This is a genomic window from Streptomyces pseudogriseolus (assembly GCA_002154585.1).
GTDB classification, from domain to species: domain Bacteria; phylum Actinomycetota; class Actinomycetes; order Streptomycetales; family Streptomycetaceae; genus Streptomyces; species Streptomyces pseudogriseolus.
The window spans coordinates 1-15,347 of record MUNG01000264.1 but is presented as its reverse complement, the minus strand read 5'-3'; the positions used below and the strand labels follow the sequence as shown (position 1 = coordinate 15,347).

6 protein-coding genes are annotated in these 15,347 nt (G+C 65.4%); 3 read left to right on the top strand and 3 right to left on the bottom strand.

Annotated features, from left to right (window positions below; genetic code table 11):
* The 3 genes from CCN29_RS22500 to CCN29_RS22490 all read left to right on the top strand — a co-directional run.
* The coding region (locus CCN29_RS22500; protein WP_442538454.1) for a replication initiator at window positions 1-1,286 on the top strand (1,286 nt) is incomplete at its 5' end.
* A complete protein-coding gene (locus tag CCN29_RS22495; protein ID WP_086684051.1) occupies window positions 1,279-1,461 on the top strand; it encodes a helix-turn-helix domain-containing protein in 183 nt (60 codons plus the stop codon). The genes CCN29_RS22500 and CCN29_RS22495, both read left to right, overlap by 8 nt.
* Complete coding sequence (locus tag CCN29_RS22490) at window positions 1,461-2,753, top strand: tyrosine-type recombinase/integrase (protein WP_086684049.1); 1,293 nt, start codon at window positions 1,461-1,463, stop codon at window positions 2,751-2,753. Before CCN29_RS22495 ends, CCN29_RS22490 begins: the two co-directional genes overlap by 1 nt.
* A 100-nt stretch (window positions 2,754-2,853) precedes the next feature.
* Here CCN29_RS22490 and CCN29_RS22485 read toward each other — a convergent pair whose 3' ends face one another.
* From CCN29_RS22485 to CCN29_RS22475, 3 genes are all read right to left on the bottom strand, one after another.
* Entirely contained in the window at window positions 2,854-3,618 is a 765-nt protein-coding gene (locus CCN29_RS22485; protein ID WP_086684046.1) for a barstar family protein, read from the bottom strand.
* Between the two features lie 69 nt (window positions 3,619-3,687).
* The gene (locus tag CCN29_RS22480) at window positions 3,688-10,518 is read right to left on the bottom strand and encodes an RHS repeat-associated core domain-containing protein (RefSeq protein ID WP_086684043.1); all 6,831 of its coding nucleotides are present in this window, start codon (window positions 10,516-10,518) and stop codon (window positions 3,688-3,690) included.
* 188 nt (window positions 10,519-10,706) lie between these two features.
* Window positions 10,707-14,810 (bottom strand): LamG-like jellyroll fold domain-containing protein, encoded by a 4,104-nt coding sequence (locus tag CCN29_RS22475; protein WP_086684040.1) that lies wholly within the window; start codon window positions 14,808-14,810, stop codon window positions 10,707-10,709.
* Window positions 14,811-15,347: the final 537 nt, after the last annotated feature.

Here is a 15,347-nt window from a genome sequence, read left to right as displayed (position 1 = left end):
GTACTCGGTGCGGTGGCCGTCCAGCCGGATCGGGTGGGTGCACCCACCCGATCCGGCTGGACGGCCACCGCACCGAGTACGACGTCGACACCGCCACCGGCGAGATCGGCCGCATCCTCCAGCACCTCGACTCCTCCACCCTCCCGGCCGGCCAACTCCTCGTCCGCTGCAACAACCGCCGCACCACCCGCTGCCCGGCCTGCGCCGAGGTCTACCGCCGCGACACCTTCCAACTCATCACCGCCGGACTGCGAGGCGGCAAAGGCACCCCCGAACACGTCGCCACCCATCCCCGCGTCTTCGCCACCTTCACCGCCCCCAGCTTCGGCCTGGTCCACAATCGCCCCTCCACCGGCCGCCCCTGCCGCTGCGGCACCCACCACGGCCAGGAGGACGAAGCACTCGGCACCCCGCTGGACCCGGACACCTACGACTACGACGGAGCCGTCCTCTGGAACGCACACGCTGGTCCTCTCTGGCGGCGATTCTCGATCTACCTCCGCCGGGAGGTCGCCAAGCGCGCGGGCCTCTCACAGCGCCGCCTCCGCGACCACGCACGCGTCTCCTTCGCCAAGGTCGCCGAGTACCAGAAGCGCGGAGCGGTCCACTTTCACGCCGTCATACGCCTCGACGGCCCCACCGGCGGCGACTCCCCGCCCCCGGCCTGGGCCACCGCCGAACTCCTCACCGACGCCATACGCACCGCCGCAGCCAACGCACGCGTCGACGGCCCCACCATCGACGGCAGCTCGCACACCTTCACCTTCGGCCGCCAACTCGACGTCCGCACCATCCGATCCGCCGACTTCAGCGGTGGCCAGGAACTGACCGAACGGGCCGTCGCCGCGTACATCGCCAAGTACGCCACCAAGGGAGCAGAGACCGCGACAGGCGCACTCGACCGCCCCCTCAAGTTCGCCGCCGAACTCGCCCACCTCGACATCAGCAACCACGCCCGCCGCCTCATCCGCACCGCCTGGACCCTCGGCGCCCGAAAAGACCTCGAACACCTCCGCCTGCGCGCCTGGGCCCACATGCTCGGCTTCCGCGGCCACTTCTCCACCAAGTCCCGCCGCTACTCCACCACCCTCGGCGCCCTCCGCGACGCCCGGGCCGAATGGCGCCGAGCACAGACAGCCGCTGCACAGCCCGAGTGCGAGGCGGAGACGACGTACGTCCTCGCCCACTGGGTCTTCGCCGGAACCGGCCTATGCGACGCCGAAGCCTGGCTCGCCGCATCCCTCAACCCCGCCCCAGGAGCGGAAGGAGAACCCACCCATGCGTGACGAAGAGCTGCTGACCGTCCCGGACGTCATGGCCCGGCTCAAGCTCGGCCGCTCCACGGTCTACGACCTGATTCGCTCCCGTCGGCTCCCTTCGATCACCATCGGCCGGGCTCGCCGTATCCCCGCCGTCGCACTCGAGGACTACATACAGCGTCACCTGGAAGAGGCCGCTTGATGACAGCACCCAAGCGCAAGAGCCGCGCCAATGGTGAAGGCACCATTTACCAGCGCAGGGACGGCCGTTGGGAAGCCGCTGGCTACGTCCTCGCTGCCGACGGCACCCGCAAACGTGTCCGCGTCTACGGCACCACCCGCAAAGACGCGGCCGACAAACTCACGCAGAAGATCGCCGACAGCAACCGCGGCCTTTCCGTCCCCACCGCGCAGGGCAGCGTAGCCGCATACCTGACGTACTGGCTCGAGAACGTCGCCGTCCACAACCTCCGCGAGAACACCCACACCCGCTACACCGCCTGCGTCGACCGGTACCTCATCCCCGGCCTCGGCAAGAAGAAGCTCACCAAGCTCACCGCCAAGGACGTCCGCACCTGGCTCAACCAGCTCCGCACCGCCTGCCAGTGCTGCTCGCGCGGTCTCGATGTCTGGCGTGATGAGCCGCGCTGCTGCGCTCTCGGCGTGTGCTGCTCCAAGCGGCTCTCTCCGCTGACGCTGAACTACATCCACTCCGTACTCAAGTCCGCCCTGGAGCACGCCGTCCGCGAAGAGGAGATCCCGCGCAACGTGGCCCGCAACGTCCGCACCGGGACGCCCCGGCCCCGACGCTTCGATCCCCTCACCGCCGACGAAGCCCGCCAGTTCCTCAACACCACCCAAGGTCACCGGCTGAACGCCCTGTTCGAACTTGCCCTCCACACCGGACTCCGCAAGGGCGAACTCCTCGGCCTGCGCTGGGAAGACCTCGACCTCGACCGGGGCACGGCCGCCGTCCGTCGCACCTTGCAGCGCACCAGCACAGGCGGACTCACCACGCTGCCCACCAAGACCCGAGCCTCCGAACGCCGCATCGCCGTCCCCACCCGCTGCCTCCAGTCGCTGAAGCACCACCACGAACAGCAGCAGCGCGAGCGTGAGGCCGCAGGCACCACGTGGCAACACAACGGGCACGTGTTCACCACTCTCCAGGGCAGACCGATCGACCCGACGAACCTCACCCGCACCTTCACCACACTCCTCAGCAAGGCCGGCCTCCGCCGCATCCGCTTCCACGACCTCCGCCACTCCACCGCCACCCTGCTCCTGGAACAAGGCGTCGAACTCGTCGTCATCAAGGAACTCCTCGGCCACGCCCACATCGGCGTCACCGCCACCGTCTACGCCCACGTCCGGCTCCGCCTCCAGCGCGACGCCATCGACACCCTCAGCACCGCCCTTGACGGGCCTGTCAGCGACGAGTCGACCCGCGACGACGGCAACGACCCGCCGCTGTGCGGAGCCACCGTCCACTGACGTTGCCGTCAACTACTGCCGTCACTCCACGAAGAAGCCCCGCCAGGAACCGTCTGACGGGGCTTCAAATTTGCTTGCGCACATTCATGACAAACGGAAGTCAGCAAATAGTGACATCCACGTGAAATTCGCGCATAACCTCCATAACCGAGTCCATGAAAGTGCGATCCAGCGACTCCTGGGACACTCGGAAATTTCGCCAAACAATCTTCACCGGAGGACCCTCTCCGAAACTCGAAGAAATACAGTCCGCCAGAGCGTCAAGATTTGACCCAAAGTACCCGCCAGGGCCATTAACCGCCTCACCCAATGCGCAGAAAAAACCCGACTTCGTCGAGATTTGGGCGCCATCCAAATGTGCGACGTCATCGACTCCATAGCGGGCGGCCCTGTGATTCGAGGTAAACCAAGCGTTCTGGACAACATGGAGCCAGGCGCTGTGATGACTCGTCGGCCATTGAAGCCATTCTCCCTTCTCCATTGCGACGTCCAATGCCCAGCGTCGCCAGATTTTTGCAGCCTCGGGATACTCGCAGCGATTACCAAAGAATCGATATGGAACGCTCGAAATTTTACCGTCTGACGATTCTGTGCCGACATCGCCGAGCACAACCCGACCGATGAAGTACTCGCCAATCTTTTCCCGTCGACAATTAACAATCCGCAGTACCGCGTCTTCAGCCCTTCGCCTGCCCCTGTTAACCTCATGAGCCCTCAGGAATACTACTTCCGGCGTCTCCTCCTCCGGGTCGACAAAAAATCCCTCCACATCTTCGGCCGCGACGAGTACGTCTCCAGACTCCTCATCGGCCACCACATACATCGGGAAATCCGCCTCAATCGCCATAGACAATTCACCATTCATGCTTGACCCCTAACCGGAGCTGGCGCGGCGACACCGAAGTGTCACCGCGCCAGTTAACGAATAAGGCTACTAATTCCACCCCGAGTCAGGGAAGTGGGGTGCACTGAAGCGTTGAATCTTCGTGTAATGCGTGGATGTCCAACCGTACACCTTGACGCCGTTGGGCAACTCCTTTTCCAGGATCCTGTCGGTTTCCGGCCTACCAGGCACGCGGTATTCCTTAGATCCTGCCCACCACGGATGTTCACGCCCCGAATAGGTGTCGTGCGAAGGGATCCGCCCTGCCTTCACGTCGTCGTAGGCGGAAGCGATTTTGTTGTTCATCCCCCTGGGTAGGGGATCCGACAACCTTCCAGTGGGGCAGCCATTGCTGTTGTGAACGAGTACCGGCGTCTCCCCCGCCAGCACATAATACGTGTGGATGCCACTGATCGTCAGGTCGTAGGTGCGTTGCCGATCCGTGTACTTGCGCACGCCCACTACGGTCACAGCAGCGTCTTCGACGGCACGGACGGTCATGCCGGGTTCCAGGTGGCCGGCATCCACCCATCGGCCTTCGGAGCTGGACCAGAAGGGGTGGGTGGCCGTCGCTGCCAGTACCGCGACACCGTCGCTCGTGGCCAGAGAGATGTCGACGAAGTGCTTGTCGTCTTCCGTGATGACGGTGCCGACGACTTCCCGAACGGTGGTTTCTCCTGTCACGGGGTCAGTGACAGTAACCTTCTCGCCGACTTCGACATCCTGAATGGGCTTTGTGGTGCCATCCGCCAAAAGGACTTCAGTACCTGAGACGAAGCTGTGAGCGGCCCCGACCAAACAAGCGATGGGCACGCTGTCACTCTTCTTCAGGGACTGCACAAAAGCTTTACCTATAACCTTGAGCGCCTTACCCAAAGCAGCGGTACCAGCTGTCAGCGCCGCGTCCGCGAATGCCGCCTTGCAGCCATTTCCCTTGTAGCACTCGACGTAGTTCCGGACACCGATGATCTCAAGAACATCCACATCAGGGCTGCCACCGAACCACCCAAGCTTTTCGACGGCGACGCAAAATGCATCCATTGAACCGGAACACTTCGCGCGCGCCCAGCTCTTTAGGTTGGCATCGTAGGAGAGGTTTTCGTGATAGTAGGGGAACTTTTCCACGAGTTCTTCATGGGTGGGAATGTATACACCCTGAATGGTGATGGAATCCCCATATGCTCTAACCGTCACCGGCGCGTCGTCTGACCCCCCATCATCGTTCTTCCGGTACGCGATTCCACCACCAGTGGGGTTTCCGTTAGCCGAGAGACTCCCGTCAGCATGAGTCTGAACGCCGGTACCGCAGCCTTCGCTGAATCCTCGTCCGCAGGCCAGGCCGAGTCCCGTGGGGTCGGTGAAGGTCAGCGGGTTCTGAGCCCCGTAGGTGTAACCGTTGAGGGTTTGGGGTTTGTCGAGTTCCAGGAGTGGGTCGACGCTGATGAAGCGGCCGGTTGACGGGTCGTAGTCGCGGGCGCCGAGGTGGGTCAGGCCGGTGGTCTTGGTGTCGTCGGTGCCGCCGACGAAGCCCTTCGTACCTGGCCAGTTGGTCGGTGCTGTGCCGCGGAGGCCGCCGAAGGGAAGGGTGCGGCGCTGGGTGAGCTGCTGGGTGGCTGTGCCGATGGCGAGCTGGGCTGTGCCGTGGTGGTCGGCGAGGGTGATGGAAACGCTGCCGTCGTCCTGCTGGACGGCCTGATGGCCTCCGCCGAGGTCGAAGTAGCGCGTGGCTTTCGGGGTGGTGGATCCCTTGGCGAGAGTGAGCTCGGTGGCGCCCAGGTAGAGGGTGGTCTCGGTCGGTGTCCGGGCGATGAGGCGGTTGCCCTCGGTGTCGTAGAGGTATTCGGTGACCTCGTCGGCGCTTCCCTCCACCGGCTCGGTGACCTTGGCGAGGTGTCCTTCGGCGTCCCAGGTGAGCCTCTGAGTGTCGCCGCCGAGTGTGCGGGTCGCGGTGTTGCCGGCCTCGTCGTAGGTGTAGGTGTCCTTTGACTCCCCTGTCGGACCGGCTGTCGTGACCGAAGTCAGGGTGTGCGGCTGGGCGTTGGGCGCGCCGGGGTAGGTGTAGGTGCGCTCGGTGTCCTTGGCCGTGTTTCCAGTGACATCGTGGATGACTTCGGTCTGGCGGTTGCCCGCCTTGTCATACGTGTACGAGTGCCAGTAGGGGGCGGGGCCGCCCAAGGAGGTGCCGCTTGGGGCGGTGGAGCAGGTCGGAACGGCCTGGGTCCAGGCCTCGGTCAGGCGGCGCAGTCCGTCGTAGGCGAAGCACTGGGTGTCGGTTCCGGAGCGGGAGACGTCCGATACGGACAGGACGTTGCCGGCTTCGTCGTAGTGATAGGTGTTGTGCTGGTCGACGCCGTCTATGTCCTGACGGTCAAGGCGCGAGGTGGCCAGGCGCTGGGTACCCCATTCATAGGTGTTCTTGGCTTCGACCGTCTTATTGCTGCCGTGCGTTAGTTCGTAGGTGCGGGGCTTGCCTGTGAGGCTGTAACTGGCGGTGGATCTTATGCTCTCTCTGCTGCTCGTGCCGATGAGCCTCAGAGTCTGGTCCTCGTAGGTGTAGGTGACCGAAGTAGCGGGCAGGCCGCCGGCCTTGGGGTAACCAGTGCCTTGGACCAGGCCGGCAACGTTATAGGTCGCCGTGCTCAGATAGGTGCCTTGCAGAGCCCCTTCAGCAGCGGGGATCGTGATGGAGGTGCGCTGCGGACGGTAGAGGCGGTCGTAGGTGACGACCTCGCTGGTGTAGGCGTTTCCGTCGTCGTATCGGGTGGACTCGGCGAGGTGGCCTTTGGCCCCGCTGATGGTGTCGTAGACCCACTCGGCGCGGAGGGGTCCGGTGGTTGAGTTCTCGCGGAGCTCCGTCTTCCGGCCGAGGCCGTCGTAGGAGTACCACAGGGACGGCGCATCGGCGTCGGGACGGGAATCGTCGGTGTGGATGAGCTGGCCACGGTCGTCGTACTCGCTGACGGTCGTACCCTTGTCCGGGTCGACGGACTTGGTTTGCCGGCCGAGCAGGTCGTAGGTGTAGGTCCATGAATTGCCGGCCGGATCCGTGATTCGGTCCAGCTCGCCGCGCGGTGTGTACCGGTAGTGGGTCGTGTCGTAGGCGGCGGTGGCGCTGCGGGCGTGGTGCTGACGCAGTTCGGTGGTCTGTCCGCGGGCGTCGGTGAGGACGGTGGTGGCGGTGCCGCCGACAGGCGGGATGGTGGTGACGCGGTCGCCGCCGTACAGAGTCTTGGTGACTCCAAGGACGGTACCGCCGTCGCCGTTGCCGGCGATCTGCCTGCTCTCCACGGCCCTGCCGAGACCGTCGTAGGTGGTGCGTTTCTGTGTCTCGACGCTCAGGGCGTCGTCCGGCAGGAACAGTATGCCCGAGGGCTCGTCGACGATGTAGTACGTGGCCAACTCATACGTGACGAGACCTCGTTCGTCATAGAACGTGTCGGTGAGCAGGGCCCCGCCGTCCGGGCCCGGATCCTGGGTCTGCCGTGGCCGCAGGAAGCCGTCGTAGAGGACGTAGGAAGTGCTCTGTGCGCCCCCGTTCCCGATTGTCTTGGTGCCGACGGCGACGGGCTTGTCCTCGGTGATCGTGTAGGTGAACTCGTAGGTGGGCGTCTGGTCGGTTCGGCGGTCGGCCAGCCAGACCTTGGTGGAGCGGCCCAGCGCGTCGTAGGCGAAATTGGTGACTTTGCCGTTGGTGTCGGTCTGGGCCAGGGGCAGTCCCCGCAGGACCTCGTGAGTGGTGGTCGAGGTCTGCGCCGTGGACGCGTCGCCAGGCGTGGCGGGGGGCGTGGTGGTACTGACGGTGGTGGGGAAGCCGGTGGTCGGGGTGCGTACCGTGGTGGTGGTGCGGCCGTCGTCGCGCGGGGAGCGGGTGAGGGTTCCGGCCGCTGTCACCGTCACGTTCGCGGTGAGGTCGGTGCTGGTGAGAGTGCGGCCGTATCCGTCATGGGTCGCGCCGGATTCGAGGTAGACGGCGGTGGTGCCGTCGTACTTCTTCAACACCGCGGTGGCCGAAACGTCGCCCTTGATGGGTTCCGCGTCGTAGGAGCCGCCGTCGTAGGCGGAGCGCACGTCGGAGATCACGTCACCGGGGCGGCTGGGTGTGGTGCCGCATCCGGTGGAAACGGTTTCGACCCGGGACGGCAGTCCGAGAATGTTCTTAGTGAGGTTCGTTGCGTAGGTGGTGCGGGTGCAGGTGTCGTCCTCAGTAACACTGTTGTCGCCGTGGTCGTCGACCTGTACGACACGGCCGGCCACGGTGTCGTACGTGGTGGCGGAGGAGGTCGTGCGCCACTTGGCGCCCGAGCCGTCGTCGAGCGAGGTCCAGGTGCGGCTGTGCGCGGTGCCGGTGAAGTTGGCGGTCACCGTGCCCCAGGAGCGTTCCTTCTTCGCCGTCTGGTGATGCCACGGCCGGTTGACTGTCTTGCCCAGCACCTTGCCGCCAGGGCCGGAGTACGTGACGGTCTTGTAGGCGAAGCCTGCTGCCGACTCGTGATCGGTGATCGGGTCTCCTTCGCCGGCGTCTAGGGAGACGGTGACATCCTTGGTGCCGCCCGAAGCGTCCTCGCGGTCGCCGTCCATGCCGCGCAGGAAGTAGCTGTCCTGCTGAGACCTCATGGCCGGGGCGCCACCAAGGCCGCCGGTCTGAACCCGCACATGCCCATAGCCGCGCCACTGGGACCAGGTCTTGAACTTCTCCTTCGTCAGGCCGTCGTCATCGTCGTAGTGCCAGGCGGCACCACCTAGGTAGCTGTAGTTGGTGACCTGGTCGGGGGCTCCGCCCGTGCGGTCGGTGGCGGTCACAGAGGTGACCACGTACTTGTTGAACCACTGGAGTTCGGGGTCATCGCTGGCGCTGCCGCCGATGTACTGCGGGAAGCAACGGGTGATGTTGGTCTGCGGAGTGGGCAGGGCCCCCGCATCGCAGACCGGCGCCGAGTAACCGACGTCGATCTGGCCGCCCGCCTCATCGGCGACGCTGTTCAAACGGTCCTTGATGAACGGGGCAAAGCCGTCACCGGTCTTGTCGAGCCGGTTTGCGCGCTGGACGTACCCGAACGTGGTTTTCGGGAGGGTGATCGCCGGTGTGGCGCTGTGCCCGGTGCGCTGCACGGAGTCCAGTAGCAGTTGGTAGTCGGTATCGGCCATACCCCAGCGGTGCGTCAGCGCCCAGAAGTCGACATCCTTGTAGGTGCTGCCGTCAAGGACCTGGGTGGTGACAGCGGTCAGACGCTCGGTGGTGAAGAAGGCTGGCGACAGGCGCCCCTGGTCACAGTCTTCGCCGCTGTCACAGTTCAGGTCCCAGGGGGTGTCATACCAGTAGGCCGAGTCGGCGTCGATGTCGGAGCAGGTGGTGTTCGAGTCCCTCAGGCAGCGGTCGTCGTTGGTGAAGATGACCTTGGCCAGCGGATTCGTCCCATAGAGCGAGGACGACTTCAGGCCGTACTCGATGCGGTCGAGGGTGCCGCCACGAACGTAGGGGGTGCCGTCCTCGGCCTTCAGATTCCGGCCGTAGGAGTTGACCTCCTGGTCGTAGAAGTAGGTGACGGCGTTGCTATGGGTGTCCACGACGTAGTCGAGGTTCCAGCGCCAGCCCTGCTGGCACCAGGAATCCGCGAATGTCCCGGCGTGGCAGGGCTCACCCGCGTCGTCGCCATAGACCGGCACGGTCCAGGTGGAGTCGGTGGTCTCCTTGCCGTCCGACCAGCCGGGAAGTCGGTGGTAGCCGAAGTAGTAGAGGGTGCCGTCCGGAGTGGTGACCCTCCAGTACTCACCGTTGTGGGTGCCGTTCTCCCGGCCGGAACCGCGGAGCCGGTCGATCTTCGTGCCATCGTCGCGCTTCAGCTTCCACTTGTCCGTGCCGTTGGGCACCAACTCGCCGGCTTTGCCGTTCAGCGACAGATAGGCGTTGTCATAGGCCCAGCACAGGTCACCCGGCTTGTTGACGCCGTCGTCCGCCGTCTGTCCGTCATCGGCACAGGGCTTGTAGCGGCGTTCGATGAAACCGGGCCACAGGTCGAACCCGTCGCCCGCCCAGGAGGCCTGGTTGTTGGTGTTGCCGGTTCGTCCGTCGATGGAGCCGGAGGAATAGGACAACCCGACATTTGGGGTCAGGCCGCCGGGCACATCGGGCACCGGCATGTTGTATGTCCAGCCGAAGGCACCGGTGTTGAGGTCGGTGTTCCAGGTCGCTGACGCGGAGAGGGAGGTGGCCTTGTAGTCCCCCTTTGCGCTCTCCGTCGCGGCCACGGCCGCCAGAACGGTGGGAGCGGTCGTCCGCAGGGACACGCTGGACGCGGTGAGGGTTTGCTTCTCGAGATCGTTGACCGTCTCGACGGGCTTGGCCACACGACAGGCCTGTTTGTCGGGGGTCGTGAGCACGCATGCGGGAAGTTCCACCAGGGTCAGCCGGGAGGCATAGCCGCCACCATACGCTCCGGCGAAGGAGGAGTAGTCCACTGTGCTGCGGATCTGTCCTGCGCGAGCCGGTGTGTCCTTGCCTTGCAGGGTGAAGAGGACACCGTCGATTCCGGCCCGCTCGGACGTCTTGCGGCTGAGGACGTGCGTCTCGACACTGCCGCGAGCCCTCTTTGTACCAACTGCTGCCCCGACATCCAGGCTCAGTGGTGTACCCGGGACATGGACGGCCTGCATGCCGCGTGTCGTCCCGCGGGGCTCGGGAAGCTCCGTCGACACCACAGTCGCCTTCGGCCAAGCAGCCTCAGGCGCTTCGGTGGGGGTTCGGGGGCCCGTGGTCAGGGCGCGCGGTTTGGTCTTGCCCGTGCTCCCGGGGATGGGCTTCTCGAAGGCTGCGGGATCGACCGGCACGTCTTCGCCCACAGCGGCGGCGGGTTGCGTCACGGCTTGAAGGAGGGTACCGACCATAAGGGCGGCTGAGGCCAGTGCTATTCGTCGCCGCAGTATCCGAAGCGGTTTGGCGAATCTGCCGTTCATCCTGTCTCAATTCCTTCATTTCGCTTCGGGCCGTTCTGCCCGGCGGCACAGGGAAGTAGGTCTGTCTGGTGCACGAAGAAGGGGCGGCCGTGCCGGGTCCAATCCCGGCACCGCTCTCCTCAGAAGTCCCCGTCGGGTACCTCTGTGGGCGCGCCGGGCAGACCCTCGGCAAGGTGCTGGACTTGGGTTTCCGTCAGTGCGCCCTGGAAAGCCCACACATCGGACACGGCCCCCGGCCAGTAGTCTCCCCAGGTGTTGCTTCCGCTCTTGGCACGACCGAGTTGCATCGGCTGCGCCGACTTGAACGAGAGCACGTGGTCCGCCCAGGACAGCCGGTCCTCGCAGGCGGTGTCGTCGGATTCGCCGTCACCGTCGCCATCCGTACAGGCGACCTCTTCGAGCTGACCGTTGACGTAGAGCGAGAGGTGTTTGGCGAAGCCGTCATAGACGAGAGCCAGGTGTGTCCACTCGGTCGGGCTGAAGAACTGACCGTTGTCAACATGGTCGACGGTGGCGTCTGCGGAGTCCGCCGAAGCCATCGCGATCCGCCAATGGCCCGGGCCAGCATCCAGGGCCCTGGGTTCGTATCGGACGGTAAAGGCGCTCTGGGCCGTACCGGGCACGCTGAGCAGCGCAGCGCTGCGGCTGGGGAGGGCGGCTGCCTGGGCCCATGCGGAGACCGTGAAGCTTGCGCTGGTATCGACCGGAACAACCGAGGTCACGCCGTAGTCGTCGACACCGTCGAGGTCGACGCCGCCGTCGACCCATCCGGAGCCGAGAGTCGCACCGCCGTTCAGCGTCATGTCGTTGCCCGATGCAGAGGCGTCTGGGGTCGTCAGCGGGGTGCCGGATGCTGTTTCGAAGGTCCACCGGCTCGTGAGGAGAGGCCGCTGCTTGAACATCTGCTGCACCTCTTCGGCGGAGACCGGCCGATCCTGCACCCGTACGTCGTCAACAGTGCCGGGAAAGAAGTACTGCCTCGCTCCGCCGAAGTCGCCGACGCCGATGTACATCGACCTGTCCGCATGGAAGGGGCTGTTCTGGGTGACGGAGCCGGCCTTCGTGCCGTTCACATACAGGGTGAGCGTGTTGTCGTCCGTGTCGTGCACGCCGACCAGGTGCGCCCATTCCCCGGCATAGGCCTGCGCGCCAACGGGCTGCGTGACGCGAGTGATGCCCGCGTCCGCAGAGTCCGCGGTGTACTGGGCGAAGGCCCACTGCTGGGCGGCGGCGGAGTAGTACAGCTCCATCCCGGGCCGTTCCTTGCCGGCCTGCAGCACCACCACGCCGCTTTCGGCCGCCAGGGAGTCCAGTTTGGCCCAGGCCGAGACGGTGAAGCTGCGGAAGGTGTTCACGTGTGGGGCGCTCGTTTCGCCGACCTTCGCGTAGCCGGTCGTGCCGTCGAAGTGGGCGGCCTTGCCCGCGACTCCCGGCTCGCCCGTGCTGACCGTTCCGTGGTAGGTCGCCGGGATCACTCCGCCGTGTCCGACGATCTCCGTCGCGCCGACTGCCTCGTCCATGGGGAACACCGCGAGCGCGGGTTGGCCCGGGTCGCCGACGGTCTGCTTCGCGTGCAGCTGAGTGACCTCGCTGTCCTCCAGCTGCCGGTTGAAGATCTGCACGTCGTCGATGGCCCCGGAGAAGAAGTTGCCGGGCGTACCGGTGTAGGAGCCGGCTCCGATCCTCAGGCCTCGGCGGGCGTTCCAGGGGGTGGACCAGGACTTCTCGCCGACCAGTTGACCGTCGACGTACAGGCGCAGTCGGTCCACGGTCGCGTCGTAGGACCCGGCGACGTGCGTCCACTTGCCCACCGTGACCGGGGCGGGGGTGGCAGCCTTCGCCATGACCGATGCGGCACCGGCGGTGTCCGATGCATGCTGGTTGAACACCCAGCCGTGCACCGGGGAGTAATAGAGCTCGAAGCCGGCCATGACGTTGCCCGGCTGGGTCGCCACCACCATCGAGTGTGTGGGCTGCTGGTCGAAGTTGACCCACGCGGAGACGGCGAAGCCCTGCGTGGTGTTGACCGGAGAGAGGTCGGTGTCGGCATATCCGTCCGTGCCGTTGAACCGCACCGCTGTGCCGACCGCGCCTTCGGCTTCGGCAGTCGTGCCACCGAGCAGCTTCAGGGTCCGCGGAGGTGTCGCTCCCTTCGCCTGGCTCGAGCCCGCGCCTTCGTCCAGCTGCCATGTCGCCCTGTCGGGCTGCCCGGCCTTCACCCGGTACTGGTAGGTGCGGATCTCACTGCCGTTACCGGCGGAGTCGAAAGCCTGCGCCGTGAAGAAGTTCACGCCGGGCCTGGCCGGCAGCACCTTCGCGATCCGCGCGGCACCGCCCGATGTGGTGATCTTGTTTCTTGAGGTCGGATCCCCGTTGATGCCGTACCAGTACGTCGTCACGTCCGAGTCGACCCCGTCGACGGTGAACGACCCGTACTGGCCCACCCCGTCGTACCAAGGGTCCTCGGGGTTGGCCGGGTCAGACTCCGGATACTCTCCCGAACTCACGGTCGGCGCCTGGGGCACGCTGGTGTCGTAGACGAAGTAGCATGCCGACGCGGCTCCGGCATGTGACCACGGTGAGTACTGTGCCCCGTCGAAGACCCTGGCGTACCAGCGGACGGTCTTGTTCTTCGGGATCGAAGACGGAAGGGAGATCGCGAACGACGATCCGGACGCCTTGCCTGCCGCGCGGGTCGGACTCCACGAGCCTCCGTCCCACTTCGCCTGGAACTGTACGCCGACGTTGTCCCCGTCAGGATCGGTGACGTTGTTCGCGCGGATCGTGCCCAGGGTGCGAACGCGGGCGAGAGGGTACGGGGTCTTGCAGGTACCGCCGTAAGTCATCGTGAGCTGCGACATCTTCAGCTGGGCCGGGGGACGGTTGTACTCGACCCGGAGGAAGGCGTTGTCCGAGAACCGCTTCCATCCGTAGCCGTCGCTTTCACTCGACGCCTGCAGACCGAAGGTCATCGTCGACCATTTGCCGTCGGCGGCCTGCTGGACAGCCGTTTCCACATCGAACTCGGCGTCCTTGGCAGCGCACCCGTCATACCCGTACGCGAAGCTCTCGGTCTTGAGGTGGTCGATCCAGAAACCTGAGGCGTTCTGGGAGTTCCACGTGGTGGACGAGCTGATGTCCTTGGTACGCCACAGTTGCACGCCACGGTCGGAGCACGACGCCGACCAGGTGTTGCGTACGACGAATTCAGCCGACAGGATGCTGCGTCCCGCGAACTTGGATACGGGGATGCGGTAGAAGAGACGCTTGGTGTCGTGGGGCTTGCAGTAGTTCCAGTTGCAGTAGCCCAGGCCCGAGTCGGAGTCACCGTTGAACTTCCACTGTGGTGAATCCGCCCAGTACTTGGACACCATCGTCCATGCGGAGGCCTTGGGGGTGTACCACTGCGGGTCGATGAACACCGGGTATTCGGTGTCCTCTCCCTTCAGCACATCCGCGTCCGGCGTCAAAACCAGTTCGTCCTGCCCTTCCGCCACGTCGACCCCGACAGGGGCGAGCTTGCCCGACTCCCCCGCGCCCGGCTGATCGCCCACGGTCGCTCCCGCGTCGGCGGACGCACTGCTGCCCTTCGCCTTCTCAACTGGTGCTGCTTTGCTCGATTCCGCGCCTGCCGGGCTCTCTCCCGGACTTGAATCCCACATCATCGGCCGCGGAGCCTCGAAGACCGGCGACTCGGCTCCCTGGTCGAGTGCCTGCAGTCCCCCCTCTTCGGTCTCCTCCACCGACAGACCGCGTGTATCCAGCTCCAGCCGCAACTGGGCGAGCTCCGGGCTCGCGGCAGCTTCCGCCGACTTGACCACCAGCAACTGGGTGAACCCGTCCTGCTGCGCCGTCATCCGCAGATCGACATCCGGCAGCACCGACGGGTACGTGGCGACCGGACCCTCGACCTCGGGCTTCGGCAGCGGCGTCGGCCAGGTCAGGCTCAACTCACGCCCGGCGCGCTTCATACGCACCAGCGGGCCCTCTCCTCCGCCGGAGAACTCCAGATCCACCGTCGACGCCTCGGGGGCGACGGTACCCTCGCTGGTGGCCGCCAGTTCGGTGTCGATCCGCTTCCAGCCGCCGTCGATACGGGTCCAGACCGGACGTAGATACTCACGCGCTTGCAACCGACCGTCCGGAGTCGCGAAGACCTCGCTCGCCTCCCCCCGCAGCGACACGACCTCCACGGGTTCGCCGGTTGTCTTGGCTTCGGCCATCGCTTCAGCCTCCGTGAGGCCACCGGTGCCATGACCGTCAGTCCTCACCCCGGCTATCGGCGACACCGGTGAATTCGGCGCACCGGCCAAGGCCTCACCGGTCAGCGCCGGAGCCGACCCAACGGCCAACGCCGTGCCCATCAGGACACCAACGGCCATGGTTCTGCTACGACTTCGGCCCCACATCCCCGCCACACCCCACCCACAGAGCCCACACAGTTACCTGCCGTACCTCACCCTGTTACCGAACGTCAGGTCAACGGGCAGTAAATGGACATTGGCGTCGCGAATTCGTGTAGCGCGCGTGATGATCGTTACGTTTGAGAATGAGTAAGTGAGCCTTGATCACATTTTGGCTCAGTATGAGGTGCATCACAGTTCGAGTGGGAAGCGCAGCGCATCACCACGCAGATGCCAGACATACGGACTCCTGGTCGGCCGACGTGGCGTCTCTCCGCCGCGAGTGCGCAGTCGAGCACGCCTACACCCCTCAGGTTCCGGCCCGGGAATAACCGCCGCCCGCCCCCGGTTGCCCCC

Bases quoted from the DNA above. Each gene is read 5' to 3' on its own strand.
- CCN29_RS22480 (WP_086684043.1), bottom strand. From the start codon at position 10,518: ATGGTCGGTACCCTCCTTCAAGCCGTGACGCAACCCGCCGCCGCTGTG.
- CCN29_RS22485 (WP_086684046.1), bottom strand. From the start codon at position 3,618: ATGAATGGTGAATTGTCTATGGCGATTGAGGCGGATTTCCCGATGTAT.
- CCN29_RS22475 (WP_086684040.1), bottom strand. From the start codon at position 14,810: ATGGCCGAAGCCAAGACAACCGGCGAACCCGTGGAGGTCGTGTCGCTG.
- CCN29_RS22495 (WP_086684051.1), top strand. From the start codon at position 1,279: ATGCGTGACGAAGAGCTGCTGACCGTCCCGGACGTCATGGCCCGGCTC.
- CCN29_RS22490 (WP_086684049.1), top strand. From the start codon at position 1,461: ATGACAGCACCCAAGCGCAAGAGCCGCGCCAATGGTGAAGGCACCATT.